This is a genomic window from Rhizobacter sp., from assembly GCF_031412075.1.
In the GTDB taxonomy this organism is placed as follows: domain Bacteria; phylum Pseudomonadota; class Gammaproteobacteria; order Burkholderiales; family Burkholderiaceae_C; genus Rhizobacter.
In genome coordinates, this window is the sequence record NZ_JANOCG010000527.1 from 14212 (window position 1) to 31520 (window position 17309).

At 67.6% G+C, this 17309-nt stretch carries 19 protein-coding genes; 12 read left to right on the plus strand and 7 right to left on the minus strand.

The features are described 5' to 3' along the window. Window positions 1-17: 17 nt before the first annotated feature. Complete coding sequence (locus tag RMO40_RS19660; protein ID WP_309724979.1) at window positions 18-1094, minus strand: DUF2332 family protein; 1077 nt, start codon at window positions 1092-1094, stop codon at window positions 18-20. A gap of 59 nt (window positions 1095-1153) precedes the next feature. On the opposite strand from RMO40_RS19660, the gene RMO40_RS19665 reads away from it, so the two are divergent. Further along, window positions 1154-1816, plus strand: coding sequence for a cyclic nucleotide-binding domain-containing protein (locus RMO40_RS19665; protein WP_309724981.1), 663 nt, complete (start codon window positions 1154-1156; stop codon window positions 1814-1816). Window positions 1817-1820: 4 nt separating this feature from the next. Here RMO40_RS19665 and RMO40_RS19670 read toward each other — a convergent pair whose 3' ends face one another. Continuing rightward, window positions 1821-2306, minus strand: a complete 486-nt coding sequence (locus RMO40_RS19670; protein WP_309724983.1) for a glutathione peroxidase — start codon at window positions 2304-2306, stop codon at window positions 1821-1823. Between the two features lie 129 nt (window positions 2307-2435). Between RMO40_RS19670 and RMO40_RS19675 the strand changes: the two genes are divergently transcribed. After that, window positions 2436-3230, plus strand: a complete 795-nt coding sequence (locus tag RMO40_RS19675; RefSeq protein ID WP_309724985.1) for a response regulator — start codon at window positions 2436-2438, stop codon at window positions 3228-3230. Window positions 3231-3233: 3 nt separating this feature from the next. Here the strand turns inward: RMO40_RS19675 and RMO40_RS19680 are convergent, their stop codons facing one another. Further along, window positions 3234-4085 carry a DMT family transporter gene (locus tag RMO40_RS19680; RefSeq protein WP_489660201.1) on the minus strand — a complete coding sequence of 284 codons (852 nt, stop codon included), beginning with the start codon at window positions 4083-4085 and terminating at the stop codon, window positions 3234-3236. A gap of 129 nt (window positions 4086-4214) precedes the next feature. Between RMO40_RS19680 and RMO40_RS19685 the strand changes: the two genes are divergently transcribed. Next, window positions 4215-5093, plus strand: coding sequence for a hypothetical protein (locus RMO40_RS19685; RefSeq protein WP_309724989.1), 879 nt, complete (start codon window positions 4215-4217; stop codon window positions 5091-5093). Between the two features lie 98 nt (window positions 5094-5191). On the opposite strand, the gene lplT is transcribed toward RMO40_RS19685, so the two are convergent. Further along, window positions 5192-6469, minus strand: coding sequence for a lysophospholipid transporter LplT (gene lplT / locus RMO40_RS19690; protein ID WP_309724993.1), 1278 nt, complete (start codon window positions 6467-6469; stop codon window positions 5192-5194). Between the two features lie 130 nt (window positions 6470-6599). Here lplT and alr point away from each other — a divergent pair, with 130 nt between their 5' ends. Beyond that, window positions 6600-7709, plus strand: a complete 1110-nt coding sequence (alr, locus tag RMO40_RS19695; RefSeq protein ID WP_309724995.1) for an alanine racemase — start codon at window positions 6600-6602, stop codon at window positions 7707-7709. A gap of 100 nt (window positions 7710-7809) precedes the next feature. Beyond that, window positions 7810-8205, plus strand: coding sequence for an alternative ribosome rescue aminoacyl-tRNA hydrolase ArfB (gene arfB, locus RMO40_RS19700; RefSeq protein WP_309724998.1), 396 nt, complete (start codon window positions 7810-7812; stop codon window positions 8203-8205). Window positions 8206-8330: 125 nt separating this feature from the next. On the opposite strand, the gene RMO40_RS19705 is transcribed toward arfB, so the two are convergent. From RMO40_RS19705 to RMO40_RS19715, 3 genes are all read right to left on the minus strand, one after another. Then, window positions 8331-9590, minus strand: coding sequence for an HD domain-containing phosphohydrolase (locus RMO40_RS19705; RefSeq protein WP_309725000.1), 1260 nt, complete (start codon window positions 9588-9590; stop codon window positions 8331-8333). 94 nt (window positions 9591-9684) lie between these two features. Beyond that, window positions 9685-10311 (minus strand): LysE family transporter, encoded by a 627-nt coding sequence (locus tag RMO40_RS19710; protein WP_309725001.1) that lies wholly within the window; start codon window positions 10309-10311, stop codon window positions 9685-9687. Between the two features lie 11 nt (window positions 10312-10322). Further along, window positions 10323-11756: a PLP-dependent aminotransferase family protein gene (locus tag RMO40_RS19715; RefSeq protein WP_309725003.1), complete on the minus strand. Its 1434-nt coding sequence runs from the start codon at window positions 11754-11756 to the stop codon at window positions 10323-10325. A gap of 179 nt (window positions 11757-11935) precedes the next feature. Here RMO40_RS19715 and RMO40_RS19720 point away from each other — a divergent pair, with 179 nt between their 5' ends. The 7 genes from RMO40_RS19720 to RMO40_RS19750 form a co-directional block, all read left to right on the plus strand. Further along, the gene (locus tag RMO40_RS19720) at window positions 11936-12244 is read left to right on the plus strand and encodes a DUF2917 domain-containing protein (protein WP_309725004.1); all 309 of its coding nucleotides are present in this window, start codon (window positions 11936-11938) and stop codon (window positions 12242-12244) included. After that, entirely contained in the window at window positions 12241-13596 is a 1356-nt protein-coding gene (gene radA / locus RMO40_RS19725; RefSeq protein WP_309725006.1) for a DNA repair protein RadA, read from the plus strand. Before RMO40_RS19720 ends, radA begins: the two co-directional genes overlap by 4 nt. Before the next feature lie 339 nt (window positions 13597-13935). Next, window positions 13936-14187, plus strand: coding sequence for a FeoA domain-containing protein (locus RMO40_RS19730; RefSeq protein ID WP_309725008.1), 252 nt, complete (start codon window positions 13936-13938; stop codon window positions 14185-14187). Next, window positions 14184-16034 carry a FeoB small GTPase domain-containing protein gene (gene feoB / locus RMO40_RS19735; protein ID WP_309725010.1) on the plus strand — a complete coding sequence of 617 codons (1851 nt, stop codon included), beginning with the start codon at window positions 14184-14186 and terminating at the stop codon, window positions 16032-16034. The genes RMO40_RS19730 and feoB overlap by 4 nt, the downstream gene beginning before the upstream one ends. A gap of 29 nt (window positions 16035-16063) precedes the next feature. Further along, window positions 16064-16324, plus strand: a complete 261-nt coding sequence (locus RMO40_RS19740) for a DUF6587 family protein (protein ID WP_309725012.1) — start codon at window positions 16064-16066, stop codon at window positions 16322-16324. Between the two features lie 97 nt (window positions 16325-16421). Then, window positions 16422-16820, plus strand: a complete 399-nt coding sequence (locus tag RMO40_RS19745) for a hypothetical protein (RefSeq protein ID WP_309725015.1) — start codon at window positions 16422-16424, stop codon at window positions 16818-16820. 46 nt (window positions 16821-16866) lie between these two features. Then, a partial coding sequence (locus RMO40_RS19750; protein WP_309725017.1) for an aminotransferase class IV occupies window positions 16867-17309 on the plus strand: 443 nt, incomplete at its 3' end.

Here is a 17309-nt window from a genome sequence, read left to right on the forward strand (position 1 = left end):
CTGCAGGGGAGCGGCGATTATCTCGCCAGCCACTCCAGCCAGTGGCCATGCCCATGGGAGCGGGCGAGCACGTCGAAGCGCACCTCGCCACCCACGCGCGAACACAGCGTCCACCAGCTCGCCGGCCGCGCTTCGCGTGGGGGCCCGACGACCGGGCCGATGTGCAGCCCTTCCCCTTCGGCCGACAACCACGTGGCGCCCGTGCGGCGCACCAGCCCGGTCAAGGTTTCGATGTGCCTCGCACGCGCCGCTGTCTCGAAGTAGGTCAGCACCCAGCTGTTGAAGACCACGGGCTGCACGTCATCGGGCAGGCTGGCGAGCCACCCGGCCACATAGGCAGTGGAATCGGCCACCTTCAACACCGGCCAGCGGTTTTCCCGCTGCAACGCGACGGCCTGCGCAAACCGTTGCGCACGCTGCGTGTGGCTGGGCCACAGGCAGGCCCGCAGCCAACCGAGGGCGGCCTCGTCGTCGATGGCCACCGGAGCGGGGTCGATGCCGCAGCGCTGCACGATCTGGAAGTCGGCCCCCGACGGCAGCGGGCCCACCAACTGGCACGGCACCGTGGGCACCTCAGCGTGCGCTGCGGCGCCGAGCACCGCCTCGCCGTAGTCGTAGCGGTAAGCGTCGACGCCAAGGTTCAGGCCTGCGCTGCAGCCCACATCAAGCAGGGCCAGGCGCGGCTGGCCGCTGCGCTGCGCGATGTCGCGCAAGGCGAGCCACAGCACCGCACAACGGCCAATCTCGTTGGTCTGCGTGGTCTGGGTGCGCATGCGCTCGCGCAGCGTCGGCTCGTGTGCGGCCACAAAGTCTTTGACACAGGCGGCCAGCGACGCATCGGGCGCACGCTGCCCACCCACGCTCGCGTAATACGCAGCCAACGCATGCGAGTTACCAGCGAGCACCCGTTCGTGCACCGCCGCCAGCCACAGGTTGGGGCGCCGTTGTTCATCGCTCGCGCCGCTGAGCAGGTCGAGCAGGCTGGCGTCGTCGGCCACGATGCGGCACAGCGCCTGGTACAGCGGCTCTTCCGGGCATTCGGCCTGGGCAAAGTGGTGAAAGCGCGCGGACAGGCGCTGCAGGTCGGTGTTCATGGCGTGCAGCGTAGTCCGATCCCATCCGCTCATTTGTCGGGTACCCGACAATTAATCCCATGCGAGACGACATCGAGCCCTTGTTGGCCGCCACCTTGCCCGAGCTGCACCTGGCCGAGCCGCACTGGCGCGGCCTGCTGCCGCTGTGCCGCTTGCACAAGCTCACGCGCGGCGCCGTGCTGCTCGCACAAGGGCAGCCCACGCCCGCCTTGTTCGGCCTGCTGGCGGGTGAAATCGCAATCCGTTTCACCACCGTCGATGGCGATGTGTCGGTGATCGAGCATGTGCCGCCCGGCCGCCTGTTCGGGCTGTCGTCGTTTGCCAGTGGGCGGCCCTCGACCTTCGAGGCGCTGGCCACCCTTCCGACGCGGGTGGTGGCCTTCGGGCCGGCGGCCTACCAGTACCTGATGGACGAAGTGCCCGGCTTTGCCCGCGCGCTGATGCGCGAGTTTGCGCAGCGCCACGACGGCGCCTTGCGCCTGCTCGAGGCCTCGCGCCACCGCAGGGCGATGGAGCGGCTGAGTTTGGCGCTCGATCAGTTGATGCGCACCGGGCGTGCGGGCGAGACCGACTCCGAAGGCTGGCGCTTCGTGCGCACCACGCAGGCCGAGCTCGCCGCGCTGGCCAACCTGTCGCGCCAGACGGTCAACAGCCTGGTGGGTGAACTCGCCGCGCAGCAGCGGCTGCGCGCGGGTTACGGCGGGCTGTGGATGCCGCCGTGATCGATCAAGCCGCCAGCGCCGCCTCAATGTCTTTCGTGATGGACTCCGGCGTGTCGGTCGGCGCATAACGCTTGATCACCTGGCCATCCCGCCCGACCAGGAACTTGGTGAAGTTCCACTTGACGCCCTTGGAGCCCAGCAAACCGGGCGCCTGCTCGGTGAGCCACTTCCACAGCGGGTGGGCCTCGGCGCCGTTGACCTGCACCTTGCCCATCATCGGAAAGCTCACGCCGTAGTTGACTTGGCAAAACGAGGCGATCTCGCCGTCGCTGCCCGGGTCCTGGCCGCCAAACTCGTTGCTCGGGAACCCCACCACCACCAGGCCCTGGTCGCTGTAACGCTCCCACAAGGTCTCGAGCCCGGCGAACTGCGGCGTGAAGCCGCAGGCACTGGCGGTGTTGACGATCAACAGCACCTTGCCCTGTTGTGTGGACAGGTGGGCGCGCTGGCCGTTGATGGACACGGCGTCGAAGTCATACACACTGGCCATGAGATCTCCTGCAGGCTGTGAAATAAGTCGGAGCCGATCGTAGCGCCGCCGCCCACCGCGTGCCGCGAAGGGTTGACGCCGCCCGGCACGCCATCGAACATGCGCTCACCGCCATCACCGGAAGAGCCTATGACCGAGCGCATACCGATGCGCTACACCGTCGCGCTGCAAGGCTTCAGCGATTTTGAGCGCCGCGCGATGGCCTCGTTTTTCCGCCTGGCGCAAGAGCGCGCCCCCGCCTACGTGCAAGCAGCCAGCCCGGCCGAGAGCGACTTCATCATTGCCGATGCCGACCACGCGGCCGATGTGTGCGCGGTGCGCGATGCGCGGCGCCTGCAAGACACCATCTTCATCGGCTCCGCCGCGCCCACCGGCTCGGTGGCCTGGTTGCCCCGGCCCATCGAGCCAACCCACATCGTGCGCGAGCTCGACCTGCTGCTCGAGCAGCGCCTTGCCAGCCTCGACGAGCCTGCGGAAACCAACGACTGGGTCAGCTCCGGCCCGAGCGCGCTGATGGGCGCCGACGGCCGGCCCGCCAAAGACGTGCTGGTGGTCGACGACAGCCGTGTCGCCCTCAAGTTCTTGCAGACCCGCCTGCAGGGCCTGGGCTACCGCGTGCATCTGGCCCACGATGCCGCGCAGGCGCTGGAGCGGCTGGCCTCGCAGGCGTTTTCTCTGGTGTTTCTCGACGTGGGGCTGGGCCCCGAAGGCAGCGTGGACGGGTTTGCCGTGTGCCAGCACATCAAGCGGCGCCGAGAGCACCCCGGCGGCATCACCCCGGCCGTGTTGATGGTGACCGGCCGCAGCGGCTCGATGGATCGGGTGCGCGGCGACCTCGCCGGCTGCGACGCCTACCTCACCAAGCCGTTGATGGAAGACGAGTTCGTGGCCACGCTGCGCCAGCTCGATCCTGTGCTCGTCTGAAGCTCAGGCATGCGCGGCTGAGCGATCGAAGGTCGACAACAGCGCCGCCAGCAGGATCAAGCCGCCGCCCAGCGCCAGCGCAACCGTCATCACCCCACCACCCAGCCACAGCGCCGAGGCCGAAGCAAACAGCACCTCGGTCAGCATGACCACCGAAGCCACATTGGCCGGCAGCCGCGCCGCGCCGTATTGCAGCGCCGCGTTGCTGAGCAAGAAAAACGCGCTGAGCACCAGCGCCATCGTCACCCAGCCGAAGGAGGGCGCGGGCGGCCAGGGAGCCTGGCCTTGCAGCCCAAGCACCGTGGCCAGGCTGCCGGCCACCAGCACACCCCCGAGGAACATGGCCAGGGCACGGCTCTCTTCGGAGCGCCTGGCCTCACGCCGCAGCATCACGTTATTGAGCGCAAACGAGAAGCCCCCCAGCACCCCCAGCCAGTCGGGCAGCGAGCGTGGCAAGGGCCAGCCCTGCCCACCCTCGGGCCACAACACGATGACGGCACCGGCCAGCGCCAGCAGCACACGCACGGCGGCCATCGCGCTGAGCGACTCCTTCAGCAGCAGCCGCGCCAGCACCACCACCCAGAGTGGCATCAGATAGAACAGCAGCACCACCCGCACGACGTCGCCGATGGCCACACCCCAGTTGAACGCTGCGTTGGTGGTGCCCGCCGCGAACACCAGCACCCACAGGGCCGGTGTGCGCAGCACCTGGCCAAACGCACGCGGGCGGGCCAGGCCGATCACCGCCACCGCCACCAGGTAGATCAGCACCGTGGCCCACAGCGGGTGCAGGCCCTGCGCCTGCAGCTGGCGAAACGGCCACCACGACACACCCCAGACCAGGGCGTTGAGCATCAGGGCGAGGGCGGGCAGGAGGCTGGGAGACGAAAACACCGCGCGATTGTCGCTGCGCCCCCAAGTTCGTTGGATTGCGCCACCACGCGGCGGGGCCTAAGGTGCCCTCAGGCTCCTGGAGCACGCCGCATGAAACCGCTTGACGTCTTCTCCCCCGACGAGCTGTCGTCGGGCGTGCCACCCGACCTGAGCTACGCGGCCTACCGCTTTCTCGCCGAAGGCGACTCGTGGTTCACGCTGAGCACGCTGAACCCGGGCCAAAACGCCAACCTCCTGTTCCAGATGCAGTTCGAGCAATTCGCCTGCGCCGTCAACTGCGCCTACCCCGGCGACACCCTGTCGCACATGGTCGAGATGAACAGCGACCCGGTGTTCGTGCAGCTGCTGTGCGGCAAACGCGCCCGCATCTGGGACGGTCTGCTGCTCTCGTGCGGCGGCAACGACCTGATCGACGCCCTCAAAGCCACTGGCCCCGGCGTGCCCAACGCCCAGCGCCTGCTCTTGCCCAGCACCGAGTGGGGCCCGGTGGCCGACGGAGCGGCGCGCTATCTCAGCCTCGACGGCTGGGCGACCTTCGACATGTACTTGCGCGCGAACTTCGAGCACCTGCTGGGCCTGCGCGACGCCGGGCCGTCGGCGAACTGCCCGGCCTTCATCCACGGCTATGCCTGCCCGACACCGCGTGCCGCCGGGGCCGGCTTTGGCCTCGGGCCGTGGTTGATGCCCTCGCTGGTGAGCCACGGCATCCCCACCCTCGACTGGGTGGAGCTGAGCGCCTTGTTGATGCGCCGGCTGGGCCAGTCGCTGGCGGCCATCGCGGCCGACGGGGTGCGGTTTCCCAACGTGCACTTTTTCGACACCAGCGTGATCGACATCGTGCCGGCCGAGCTGAACACCTCGGGCGCCAGTGGCGACTGGGTCAACGAGATCCACCTGACACGCAGTGGCTACAAGAAGCTGGCGCTGCCGTGGGCGGCGGCGATCGAGCAAGTCATCCGTTCGCCCTGAGCCTGTATTCCGATCGTCCTGAGCTTGTCGAAGGAAGGGTGCGCACTGCACAGCGCTGGCTTCGACAGGCTCAGCCCGAACGGAGGGAGGTCAATAGCTCAGTGCTTGTCGCTGCGGGCCAGCGCCAACAGACGATCCACTTCGTCCTTGTGCTTCACACAGTTGCTGGCATGCCAGCGGCCGATGATCCACATCGTGGCGGCGACCACCAGGCCGAAGGCGGTGATGGCGGTGAACGACGACAGGCCGAACTTCGTCATGCCGGTGTAGAACGCCCCGAGGCCAAGAATGCAGGCCTGTTCGTTGAAGTTCTGCACCGCGATCGAGCGGCCCGCGCCCATCAGGTTGTGGCCGCGGTGTTGCAGCAACGCATTCATCGGCACCACCATGTAGCCGCCGATGGCGCCCAGCACCAGCAGGAAAGGCGCCGCCGTCCAGACGTTGCTGATGAAGTTCATCGCGATCACCAGCAGGCCCATCGCAATGCCCATCGGGATCACGCTGGTGGCCTGGTCCAGGCGCATGCGCATCGAGGCCACCACCGCGCCCACCGCCGTGCCCAGCGCCACCACACCGACCAGCGCCGAGGCCTGGGTGGTGCCATACCCGAGGGCCGCCGCCGCCCAGGCCAGCACGATGTAGCGGAAGTTGCCCGACACGCCCCAGATCAAGGTGGTGGTGCCGAGCGAGATCTGGCCCAGCTTGTCGCCCCACAGGCGCGCGTTGCAGTTGGAAAAATCACGCACCAGCACCACCGCGCTGCCCGACAGCGGCTGCAAGGGGGCGTCGGTGCGCGGGATCTTCAGGTTGAACAGCGCCGCCACCACGTAGAGCAGGATCAGCGAGGCGATGGCCGCTTCCGGCGCGGTGTCGATGCCGGTGGTGAACATGGGCAGGTCGACCTGCAGCATCAGGTGCGAGATCGTGACCCCGACCAGCTGCCCGCCCAACAACACACCCAGGATGATGGAGCCGATGGTCAGCCCCTCGATCCAGCCGTTGGCCTTGACCAGCTGCGAGTTGGGCAGGAGCTCGGTCAAGATGCCGTATTTGGCGGGCGAGTAAGCCGCCGCGCCCAGGCCGACGATGGCGTAGGCCAGCAGCGGGTGGGTGCCGAACAGCATCATCAGACAGCCCACCACCTTGATCAGGTTCGAGAAGAACATGACCTTGCCCTTGGGCACGGCGTCGGCAAAAGCGCCCACCAGCGGCGCCAGGATCACGTAGAACAACGCAAACATCGGCACCAACGCGGCACGCTGCCATTCAGGCTGGCCTGATGTCCTCAGCAATTCGACCGCAGCGACGAACAACGCGTTATCAGCCAGCGAGCTGAAAAACTGCGCTGACATGATGGTGTAGAAACCTTTTTTCATTCGTTCGCCGGGAGCTGCAGGGCACGGAGCCGGGCGGTTATAGCACGCACCCTGAGAGGCCCACGCGCGTGCCCGACGCTCATCCCCACAGGCGAGGGGCTGTCATCCCGCGCTGGCAGAATCCGAGACCATGCCGCGCCCCATCGAAGCCCTGGTTTACCCGGATGCGCTCGCGCACAACCTCAAGCGTGCGCGCGAGCACGCGCCCGACGCCAAGGTCTGGGCCGTGGTCAAGGCCAACGCCTATGGTCACGGCATCGAGCGCGCCTTCGCCGGCCTGCAAGGCGCCGACGGGTTTGCGCTGCTCGACCTGACCGAAGCCGAACGGCTGCGCGCCCTGGGCTGGCGCGGCCCCATCCTGCTGCTTGAGGGCTGTTTCGAGGCACGCGACCTCGAGCTGTGCTCGCGGCTGAACCTGTGGCACGTGGTGCACCACGAGGCGCAGATCGACTGGCTGGCCACGCACAAGACCACCTGGCCACACCACGTCTACTTGAAGATGAACAGCGGCATGAACCGGCTGGGCTTCACGCCGGCCGCATTTCGCAGCGCCTGGCAGCGGCTGTCGGGCCTGACGCAGGTCGACGAGATCACGCTGACCACCCATCTCTCTGACGCCGATGGCGACCTCAACACCTCGCGCGGCATTGCCCACCAGCTCGCCACCTTCGAGGCCGCCACGCATGACCTGGCCGGCGAGCGCTCCATCAGCAACAGCGCCGCCACGCTGCGTTTTGCGCCCAAGCTGGCCGAGGTGCGCGGCGACTGGGTGCGCCCCGGCATCATGTTGTACGGCTCGTCGCCCGATTTCCCCCGCCACAGCATTGCGCAGTGGAAGCTGCAGCCGACCATGACCTTGCGCTCGCGCCTGATCGGCACGCAGCTCCTGCAAGTGGGTGACACCGTCGGCTACGGCAGCAGCTTCACCGCCGACCGCGCCATGCGCATCGGCATCGTCGCCTGCGGTTATGCCGACGGCTACCCACGCTCGGCCACCACCGGCACGCCGGTGCTGGTGAACGGTGTACGCACGCGGATCGTCGGCCGGGTGTCGATGGACATGATCACCGTCGACCTGACGCCCGTGCCGCAAGCCTATGTGGGCACCGAAGTCACGCTGTGGGGCCTCGGCCCGCATGGCGAGGTGTTGCCCATCGACGAGGTGGCCCATGCGGCCGGCACCGTGGGCTATGAGCTGATGTGCGCGCTCGCGCCACGGGTGCCGACGCGCGTGGCATGAGCGACCCAGCGTCAGCCCGGGCCGAGCGCCGGGCCGCTCCCAAGCCGGCCCGGGCCCCCACGGGGGGCCGTCCGGCGTACTCGACGGGCGGGGGGCTGTCATGACCGTCAACCCCGATGAGGTCGAGTTCAGCGCCATTCGCGCACAAGGCGCGGGCGGGCAGAACGTCAACAAGGTGTCGAGCGCGGTCCACCTGCGTTTCAACATCCACGCTTCGTCATTGCCCGATCCGGTGAAAGAACGCTTGCTCGCGATGTCGGACCAGCGCATCACCGCCGAGGGTGTGGTGGTGATCAAGGCACAGACCTCGCGCAGCCAGGACATGAACCGCCAGGACGCGCTGCGCCGGCTGCAAGAGTTGGTCGACAGCGTGGCCACACCACCGCGGGTGCGGCGGGCGACCAAGCCGAGTTATGGCTCCAAGCAGCGGCGGCTCGCCGGCAAGAGCCAGCGCGGTGAGATCAAGGCCGGGCGCACCAAGGTGCGGGGCGAATAGTGTCCGATCCGCGCCCCGCCCCCTGATGCACCCGGTCCTGAAGAAAAAAATGACGCCCCCACGTCGCTCGCTCCTGCCCCCCGAGGGGGCGCACCCCGGCTTCGGGCGGCCGGGCGCCGGGGTGGTCACGCTCCCAGCTGTTCACCCAGCAGTTTGAGGCTTTGCAGATCACCCGCCGGCAGCTTGCCGGCGCGCAACAAGGTGGCGCTGTGGATGCCGCGCAGGCGGTAGAGCAGCTCTTGCTCGACGGCCTCGACCTCGGCGGCGTCTTGCACGGCGAGGTCGCCATCGATCCACAGGCCACTCGCGTTCCAGCCTTTGCGCAGGCGGGCGAGCAGGTGCTGGGCCAGGCCGAGCGCGTCCATCAGCGCTTGCGACTGGGCCGTCGAGGCGAGTGCCACGATGCCGACGTGGGCGGTTTGCAAGGCAGCGTCGAGCAAGGCCAGACGCACCTGGATCTCATCGCGGCTGAGGTTGGCCTGCAAGGCCGGCGCCAGACCACTCGCATAAGCGATCGGGCCGACCCAGCCGAGCTCGAATTCACCCGGCACCACGCGCAGCGCCACGCTGGCGCGCGCGAGCTGCGGGCAGTCGCCGCGCAGTACCGCGAGCACGGCTTCGGTGACAGCGAGCTGGCGGCCTGGTGACGAAAGCTGGTCGCGTTGCAGGCAGTTCGGGTAGCCCGAGCCGTCGAGCCGCTCGTGGTGCTCGGCCACGGCACGCGCCACCGCCGAGGGGTAGTCGGTGAGTTGTTGCAGCAGCAGCTTGCCCACATGCGGGTGCACCACCAGGTGCTGGTAGCACTGGAAGCTGAGTGCGCCATCGGCATCGGCCTCGCCGTGTTCGGGGGCGATGTACATCTCACCCAGGTCGTGCAGCAGGCCGCACAACATCGCGAGGCGCAGCTCCTGGGTGCTGCCACCGTGCGAGATGGTCAATGCGCCGTTGAGCGCCATCGCCTGCAAGGCGTGGTCGAACGATTCGGGCCGCGAGGCCTGGCCGGCGGTGAGCAGCAACTGCACCACCGGGTGCAGCGGCAGGTGCGGTGCTTCGCGCAGCAGCTTGGCGGCGTGCGGGCGCAAGAGCGGGGCCAGCGGGCCGTCGCGCTCGATCAGGCGCTCCAGCGACTGCACCAGCGAGTGGGCGGTCACGCCGTCTTCGGCCAGCAGGCAGGATTCGAGCGGCTGTCGCAATTGGCGGTCGAGCAGCTTGCGCTGCAAGGCCTGCGAGACCGGCTGGTCACGCGCCCAGAGTTTGGTGCCGGAGACGTCGAAGATGTCGGTCGAGGCGATGATCGACTTGGTCTGGCTCGCCTCCAGGATGGTCGCCAACGCGTGCGGGTTGGCGGTCGTGAAGCTCTGGGGCTGGGCTGACGTGTTCATCATGTCGTTGTCTCCAACAGGCCGTGTCGACCTGTTTTCGACACGCCCCCGGCGCACTCAAGGGCCGGGTTGTGACAACACGTTTCCGCTGGCCGGTCTAGGTTCGCTTGAACAAGGCCAGCAAACCTCCTGCGGCGACAAACAAGCCGCCAAAGGTGCGGTTGAGCGCCTTGATCTGGCCGGGCGACTTCAGCAGACGCAGCACCTTGGCAGCCAGCGCGGTGTAGCCCGCCATCACCACCAGGTCGGTGAAGCCCAGCGTGGCGGCGATCACTGCGTACTGGGTGGTCAGCGATTGCGAGAGGTTGAGAAACTGCGGCACCACGGCCAGCAGGAACACCGTGCCTTTGGGGTTGACGGCGTTCACCATCCAGCCCCGCAGCACCAGGCTGCGGCGCGATGTGAGAACCGTCTCGCCGGTCTCGGCCACCATCGGCACCGCCGGGGCGCGCCACTGTTTGATGCCCAGCCACACGAGGTAGCCCACGCCCAGCCACTTGACGATGGCGAAGCCCAGGCTGGAGGTCGCGATCAGCGCACCCAGGCCGAGGCCGACCACCAGCACCTGCGTCCAGATGCCCAGCACCAGGCCGAGCGTCATGAAGTAGCCGCGCGCAAACCCGTGGTTCAGGCCCGAGCTCATGGCGGCCACGGCGCCCGCGCCGGGCGAGATGCTGATGGCCCAGGAGGCGGCAAAAAAGGCGAGCCAGGTGGAGAGTTCCATGTGTCTTCGGGTCAGAGGTAAGAGGTGACGATCTCGCCCAGGCGGCGGATGTGGGTGTCGAGCTTGGTCGACCACGGGTCGCCGTAGTGCACGCGGATGAAGTGGTCGAAGCGTGAGCTGCAGCTGAAGGTGGCGCCGGGCGCGCAGCCGATGTGTTCGTGCCGCGCCTGCTCGAAGACTTTGCGCGAATCGACCTGCGGCGGCAGTTCTATCCACAACATCAAGCCGCCTTGCGGCCGGCTCAGCTTGCAGCCGGCCGGAAAGTAATGCGCCACCGCATCGGCCATCTGCTGCGCTTGCTGCTTGAGCGCGGCGCGCAGTTTGCGCATGTGGTGGTCGTAGCCACCATCGCGAATGAATTCGGCGAGCACCTCCTGCTCCAGCATGCCGCCGGTGATGGAGGTGTGGAACTTGTGCGACTGCGCGGTCTTGAAGTGCCGGCCCGGCGCCATCCAGCCCACGCGGTAACCGGGCGCCACCGTCTTGGTGAAGGCCGAGCAGAGGATCACGTCATCTTGGGTGTCGAAGCTCTTGAGCACCGGCGGGCGCTCGTCGCTGAAATAGGTTTCACCGTAGATGTCGGTCTCGACCAGGGTGAAGCCGCGCTCGGCCGCGAGCGCCACCAGGCGGCGCTTGTTCTCGAGCGGCATCAGGCTGCCCAACGGGTTGTTGAAGTTGGGGATCACCACGCAGGCCTTCACCGCGCCACGCTGACGGGTGGCGAGGTCGAGCGCTTCGACCGAGATGCCTTCGCGCGGGTGGGTCGGGATCTCGATCGAGCGCATGCCCAGGCTGCGGATGATCTCCAGCAGCATCCAATAGCAGGGCGACTCGACCGCGATGGTGTCGCCCACCTGGGCAGCCGAGCGCAGCGCCAGAAAGATGGCCTCGGTGCCGCCATTGGTGAGGATGATGTCTTCGGGCCGCAGCCGCACACCGGCGCCCACGCTGCGGCGTGCGATCTCCTGCCGCAGCGCCGGGCTGCCGGTGATGGTGTAACGCGAGGCGAACTCCGGGTGCAGCCGGTTCATGCGCGCCAGCAGGTGGCGCAGCTTGGCCTCGGGCAGCAGCGAGCGAGCCGGCATCGGGCAGAACGAAGGCGCGGCGAGCGGGTCGTCGTTGCCGTACAGAAACTCGCGCGTCAGGTCGTCGGCGGTCACAAAACCGGGCCGGCCCATGCGGGTGTCGATCTCGGGCTCAGGCAATGGCTGGTGGCGTGGTGCCACGAAATACCCCGATTTGGGCCGCGCTTCGACCAGGGCCTGGTTCTCCAGCCAGCGGTAGGCGAGCGTGATCGTGGACGCGCTCACGCCGTGCTGCTGGCAGAGCTGGCGTACAGAGGGCAAGCGGTCGCCAGTGCGCAGGCTGCCCCCCTGGATGGCCTGAGCCAACTCGCCCGCCACGCGGTGGTAGAGGGGAAAGCCGGCGTCGACGGGGGTGTCCATGGCGCAGATTGTGAACGTCGGGCGGCCGATGTGACAGGCACAGACGTCGCCAGTTGTCACCATCACAGATGCCGTTTGGCGCATCTGTGCTGCTGCAGTTTGGCGAGGGCTGGATGTGGTGGGGCCGACCTGGAACCGGAACACTGGACTCCCAGAAACAGACCCCCACGGAGGCCGCCATGGTTCGCTTCACACCCCCCGTCACCCTCAAGCTCAGCCAAGGCGAAGTCATCGCCTGGGAGCAGGCGACGACCCGGGTGCGTGTGGTGTCAGGCAGGGTCTGGATCACCCAGCGCAATGATTTGATCGACCACTTCTTGCACCACGGCCAGTGCTTCGAGCTGCGGCGCAGCCAGGGCACGCTGATCGGCGCCGAGCAAGACGTGTGGCTGCGTTTCGAGCGCGACCCTTGCTTGCGCGGCTGGTTGTCGACCCTGTGGCGCAGGCTCACCAGGCGAGCTACCCCCGCGGCTACAGTCGCCGGGTGAGCAAACCCAAATCCATCTACACCTGCAACGAATGCGGGGGCACCAGCCCCAAGTGGCTGGGCAAGTGCCCCAGCTGCAACGCCTGGAACACCCTGGTCGAATCGGTGGCCGACGCGCCGTCGAAACACCGTTACCAGGCGCTTGCTGCCGCGCAACCGGTGGCGACTCTGAGCGAGATCGAAGCCTCCGACGTCGACCGCCAGCCCACCGGCATTGACGAACTCGACCGGGTGCTGGGCGGCGGCATGGTGGCCGGTGGTGTGGTGCTGATCGGCGGCGACCCGGGCATCGGCAAGTCGACGCTGCTCCTGCAAGCGCTCGATTCGCTCTCGCGCAATCTGCGCACCTTGTACGTGACCGGCGAAGAGTCGGGCGCGCAGGTTGCGCTGCGCTCACGCCGCCTCGGGCTCGACGGCTCCAAGGTGCGCGTGATCGCCGAGATCCAGCTCGAGAAGATCAGCGCCACCATCAAGGCCGAGCAGCCGGCGGTGTGCGTGATCGACTCGATCCAGACCGTCTACAGCGACCAGCTCACCTCGGCCCCCGGTTCGGTGGCGCAGGTGCGCGAGTGCGCGGCGCAGCTCACGCGCATCGCCAAGAGCAGCGGCACGGCCATCATCCTCGTGGGTCACGTGACGAAAGACGGCGCACTGGCCGGCCCGCGTGTGCTGGAGCACATTGTCGACACGGTGCTGTATTTCGAGGGCGACACGCACACCAGCTTTCGCCTCGTGCGCGCGATCAAGAACCGCTTTGGCGCGGTCAACGAGATCGGCGTATTTGCCATGACCGAAAAGGGCTTGAAGGGCGTCGCCAACCCGAGCGCGAACTTCTGGTCGACCCACGGCGACCCGGTGCCGGGCTCGTGCGTGCTGGTCACGCTGGAAGGCACACGGCCGATGCTGGTGGAGATCCAGTCCCTGGTCGACTCGGGCGGCCCCAGCCCGCGGCGGCTCTCCGTGGGCCTGGACCGCGACCGCCTGGCCATGATGCTGGCGGTGATGCACCGCCACGCCGGCATCGCCTGCATGGACCAGGACGTGTTCGTCAACGCGGTCGGCGGCGTGCGCATCAGCGAGCCGGCGGCCGACCTGGCGGTGATGCTGGCGATTCAAAGCTCGCTGCGCGGGCGGCCGCTGCCGCGCGGTTTCATCGCCTTCGGCGAAGTCGGCCTGGCGGGCGAGGTGCGCCCCGCGCCACGTGGGCAGGAGCGTTTGAAAGAAGCTGCCAAGCTGGGCTTCAGCGTGGCGGTGGTGCCCAAGGCGAATGCGCCCAAGAAGCCGATCGAGGGGTTGACCATTCATTCGGTCGAGCGGATCGAGCAGGCCATCGACCTGGCGCGCAGTCTCTGAACCCCTCGCCAGCCGGCACGCGGCGTGCTCACCGCCGTCATTCCCGCGCAGGCGGGAATCCAGGTTGGAGTCAGGGCACCGTTTCTGGACCGCCAAGGCGCAAAGAACGCAAAGGCCGCCAAGAATCCCGCGAGCTTTCTCTTCCTTTGAGACCTTGGCGACCTTTGCGCCTTGGCGGTGAATCTGTTGGCAGGCGCACGGGTTGGCGCGCATGCCGGCATGCTGGATTCCCGCCAGCGCGGGAATGACGGAACGCTTGCAAAAGGCCTCACCACCAAAAATCCACCCACGCAGATAAGATTCATTATCATTCGCATCTTGCTCACCGCGGATGCGCCCATGTCTTCCCCCCGTTTGTCTGATCTACCCAATGGCGCCCCAGCCATCGTGACGGGTGTGAGTTCAGGTTCGGCCCAGGCCGATGCGCAGATGCTGCACCGCCTGGCCGAGCTGGGCTTCTTGCCCGGCGAGCCGGTGCAGGTGCTGCGCCGGGGCCCCGGCGGGCGCGAGCCGCTGGCGGTGCAGATCGGCGAAACGCTGTTTGCCCTGCGCCAGGTCGAGGCGCAGTGCGTGGAGGTGTCGGAGCCATGAGCACAGAAGCCCTGCGCATCGCGCTCGTCGGCAACCCGAACTGCGGCAAGACGGCGCTGTTCAACCTGCTGACCGGCGCGCGCCAGAAAGTCGCCAACTACGCCGGCGTCACCGTCGAGCGCAAGGTCGGCAGCACCACGCTGAAAAGCGGCCGCACGGTGTCGGTGATCGACCTGCCCGGCGCCTACAGCCTCACGCCGTCGACGCCTGACGAAACGATCACGCGCGACGTGGTGCTCGGTCAGCGCGCCGACGAACCCGCGCCCGACGCCATCGTGGCGGTGGTCGACGCCACCAACCTGCCGATGAACCTGCGCCTGGTGCTGGAACTCAAGCGCCTGGGCCGGCCGATGGTGCTCTCGCTCAACATGGCCGACGTGGCGCGCGCCCGCGGGCTGCAGATCGACGTGGCCCGGCTCAGCAACGAACTCGGCATGCCGGTGGTGGAAACCGTGGCCGTGCAAAGCCAGGGCCACGCCGCCTTGCTGGCGCAGCTGGATCAGCAGGCCGGGTGGCCGGCCCAAACGGTCGCCACCGACGCCGCCACCAGCCCGGCACAACTGCAGCGCGAGGTGCGCCGCATCCTCGCGCTCGTCGCCCCGGGTGCCATGCAGTTCAAGCGCTTCAACCACCGGCTCGACGCCATCGTGATGCACCCGGTGTGGGGCTTGATGATGCTGGCGGTGCTGCTGTTCCTGATCTTCCAGGCGGTGTTTGCCTGGGCCGCGTGGCCGATGGACGCCATCGAAGCGGGCGTGGCCTGGGTCGGTGGCCAGATCACCGCGCACATGGCCGACGGCGCGCTGCGCAGCCTGCTGGTCGATGGCATCGTGGCGGGCGTCGGCGGCGTGCTGGTCTTCCTGCCGCAGATCCTGATCCTGTTCTTTTTCATCTTGCTGCTTGAAGACTCGGGCTACCTGCCGCGCGCCGCCTTCCTGCTCGACACGGTGATGGGCAAGGTGGGGCTCTCGGGCCGCGCGTTCATCCCGCTGCTTTCCAGCTTTGCCTGCGCCATCCCCGGGATCATGGCGGCGCGCACCATCCCGAACTGGCGCGACCGGCTGGCCACCATCATGGTGGCGCCGCTGATGACGTGTTCGGCGCGCCTGCCGGTGTATGCGTTGCTGATCGCCGCCTTCGTGCCCAGCCGGGAGGTCGGCCCGTTCAACCTGCAAGGCATCACGCTGTTTGGCTTGTATGTGGGCGGCGTGGTGTCAGCGATGGCCGTCGCCTGGTTTCTCAAGCGGGTGTGGAGCAAGAGCAGCTACCAGCCGCTGATGCTGGAGCTGCCACCCTACCGCTGGCCCAACTTGCGCAACCTCGCCATCGGCCTGTGGGAGCGGGCGCGCATCTTCCTGCGCCGGGTGGGCGGCATCATCTTTGCGCTGACGGTGTTGTTGTGGTTCCTGGCCAGCTACCCGGGCGCTCCCGACGCCGCCACCGGCGCGGCCATCCAGTACAGCTACGCCGGGCAGTTGGGCCAGGCCTTGCAGGTCATCTTTGCGCCGATCGGATTCAACTGGCAGATCTCGATCGCGCTCGTGCCCGGCCTCGCCGCACGCGAGGTGGCGGTGGGCGCGCTGGGCACGGTCTACGCACTCTCAGGCGCCGAAGACCAGGTGACCGAGAAGCTGCTGCCGGTGATCGCGCAGACCTGGTCGCTGGCCACTGCCTATGCGCTGATCGCGTGGTTTGTGTTCGCGCCGCAGTGCCTGGCCACGCTGGCGGTGGTGAAGCGCGAGACCAACTCGTGGCGCTACCCGCTGATCATGGCGGCCTACCTGTTCGGGCTGGCCTATCTGGCGGCCTTCGTGACCTTCCGCGTCACCTTGTGGCTGAGCGCCTGACCGAGTACGAAAGAAAGAGAGGACGTGTCATGCAGAACCTGCTCGTCGGCCTGATCGTTATGGCTTGCACGTTTTACGCCGTGTGGGCCTTGTTGCCTTTGAGCTGGCGGCGCTCGCTGGCGGCGCGCCTGGCGATGGCGCCGTGGCCAGCGCCGATCAAGCGTCGACTGGCGCAAGCCGCACAAGACGGCAATGCCTGCGGCTGCAATGGCTGCGACCGTGGCTCGGCCAAGGCACCTCCCTCGCCAGCCGAGGCCCAGCCGATCCGTTTCCACCCGCGTCGCCACTGAATCGTCACCCAACGCAAGGGGCCGAAGATGGGTCTCACTTGCCGATTGCGGGAACCACGCAGCCGCAGCACGCGGCTGCGCCACTACCATCCGCCCCATGAATGCAATCGTGGGATGGGGGTTGGCCGCGCTGGCCGTCGCCGCCGGCTGGTGGGGCTACGGCTGGCCGGGTGTGGTGATGGCCATTTCGGTCGTCGTGTTCTGGCTGCTGCTGCAATTCAGCCGCGCCATGCGGGCGATGAAAACCGCCGCGACCGCGCCCAAGGGCCGGGTCGACAGCGCGGTGATGCTCAACGCCAAGCTCAAACCCGGCTTGACGCTGATGCAGGTGATCGCTCTCACCCAGAGCCTGGGCGAGCGCGTCAACGACAGCCCGGAAACCTGGGCCTGGGTCGACGACGGGGACAGCCGCGTGAGCCTGGTGTTCCACGGCGCCAAGCTGCAAAGCTGGCAGCTGACCCGGCCTGAACCTGAAGTGCAAGCGCCCACGCCCTAAAATCGCGCTCTTGATCGCATTTTTGCGAGGCACACAGGAGCTTGCCATGTCAATGGCCGACCGCGACGGGAAGATCTGGATGGATGGCGAGCTGGTGGAGTGGCGCGACGCCAAGATCCACGTGCTCTCGCACACGCTGCACTACGGCTGCGGTGCCTTCGAAGGTGTGCGGGCCTACAACACGGTCAAGGGCACGGCCATCTTTCGCCTGCGCGAGCACACCGAGCGTCTGTTCAACAGCGCCAAGATCCTGCGCATGAAGATCCCGTTCAGCATGGAGCAGGTGATGGAAGCCCAGCGCACCGTGGTGCGCGAAAACAAGCTGGAGAGCTGCTACCTGCGCCCGCTCACCTGGATCGGCTCCGAAAAACTCGGCGTCAGCCCCAAGGGCAACAAGATCCACCTGATGGTTGCCGCCTGGTCGTGGGGCGCTTACCTGGGTGAAGAAGGCCTGAAGCGCGGCATCCGCGTCAAGACCAGCAGCTACAC

What these genes read in the sequence shown, in the direction of transcription:
- RMO40_RS19660 (WP_309724979.1), bottom strand. Translation starts at nt 1,094, where the DNA reads ATGAACACCGACCTGCAGCGCCTGTCCGCGCGCTTTCACCACTTTGCC.
- RMO40_RS19665 (WP_309724981.1), top strand. Translation starts at nt 1,154, where the DNA reads ATGCGAGACGACATCGAGCCCTTGTTGGCCGCCACCTTGCCCGAGCTG.
- RMO40_RS19670 (WP_309724983.1), bottom strand. Translation starts at nt 2,306, where the DNA reads ATGGCCAGTGTGTATGACTTCGACGCCGTGTCCATCAACGGCCAGCGC.
- RMO40_RS19675 (WP_309724985.1), top strand. Translation starts at nt 2,436, where the DNA reads ATGACCGAGCGCATACCGATGCGCTACACCGTCGCGCTGCAAGGCTTC.
- RMO40_RS19680 (WP_489660201.1), bottom strand. Translation starts at nt 4,085, where the DNA reads ATGCTCAACGCCCTGGTCTGGGGTGTGTCGTGGTGGCCGTTTCGCCAG.
- RMO40_RS19685 (WP_309724989.1), top strand. Translation starts at nt 4,215, where the DNA reads ATGAAACCGCTTGACGTCTTCTCCCCCGACGAGCTGTCGTCGGGCGTG.
- lplT (WP_309724993.1), bottom strand. Translation starts at nt 6,469, where the DNA reads ATGAAAAAAGGTTTCTACACCATCATGTCAGCGCAGTTTTTCAGCTCG.
- alr (WP_309724995.1), top strand. Translation starts at nt 6,600, where the DNA reads ATGCCGCGCCCCATCGAAGCCCTGGTTTACCCGGATGCGCTCGCGCAC.
- arfB (WP_309724998.1), top strand. Translation starts at nt 7,810, where the DNA reads ATGACCGTCAACCCCGATGAGGTCGAGTTCAGCGCCATTCGCGCACAA.
- RMO40_RS19705 (WP_309725000.1), bottom strand. Translation starts at nt 9,590, where the DNA reads ATGATGAACACGTCAGCCCAGCCCCAGAGCTTCACGACCGCCAACCCG.
- RMO40_RS19710 (WP_309725001.1), bottom strand. Translation starts at nt 10,311, where the DNA reads ATGGAACTCTCCACCTGGCTCGCCTTTTTTGCCGCCTCCTGGGCCATC.
- RMO40_RS19715 (WP_309725003.1), bottom strand. Translation starts at nt 11,756, where the DNA reads ATGGACACCCCCGTCGACGCCGGCTTTCCCCTCTACCACCGCGTGGCG.
- RMO40_RS19720 (WP_309725004.1), top strand. Translation starts at nt 11,936, where the DNA reads ATGGTTCGCTTCACACCCCCCGTCACCCTCAAGCTCAGCCAAGGCGAA.
- RMO40_RS19730 (WP_309725008.1), top strand. Translation starts at nt 13,936, where the DNA reads ATGTCTTCCCCCCGTTTGTCTGATCTACCCAATGGCGCCCCAGCCATC.
- feoB (WP_309725010.1), top strand. Translation starts at nt 14,184, where the DNA reads ATGAGCACAGAAGCCCTGCGCATCGCGCTCGTCGGCAACCCGAACTGC.
- RMO40_RS19740 (WP_309725012.1), top strand. Translation starts at nt 16,064, where the DNA reads ATGCAGAACCTGCTCGTCGGCCTGATCGTTATGGCTTGCACGTTTTAC.
- RMO40_RS19745 (WP_309725015.1), top strand. Translation starts at nt 16,422, where the DNA reads ATGAATGCAATCGTGGGATGGGGGTTGGCCGCGCTGGCCGTCGCCGCC.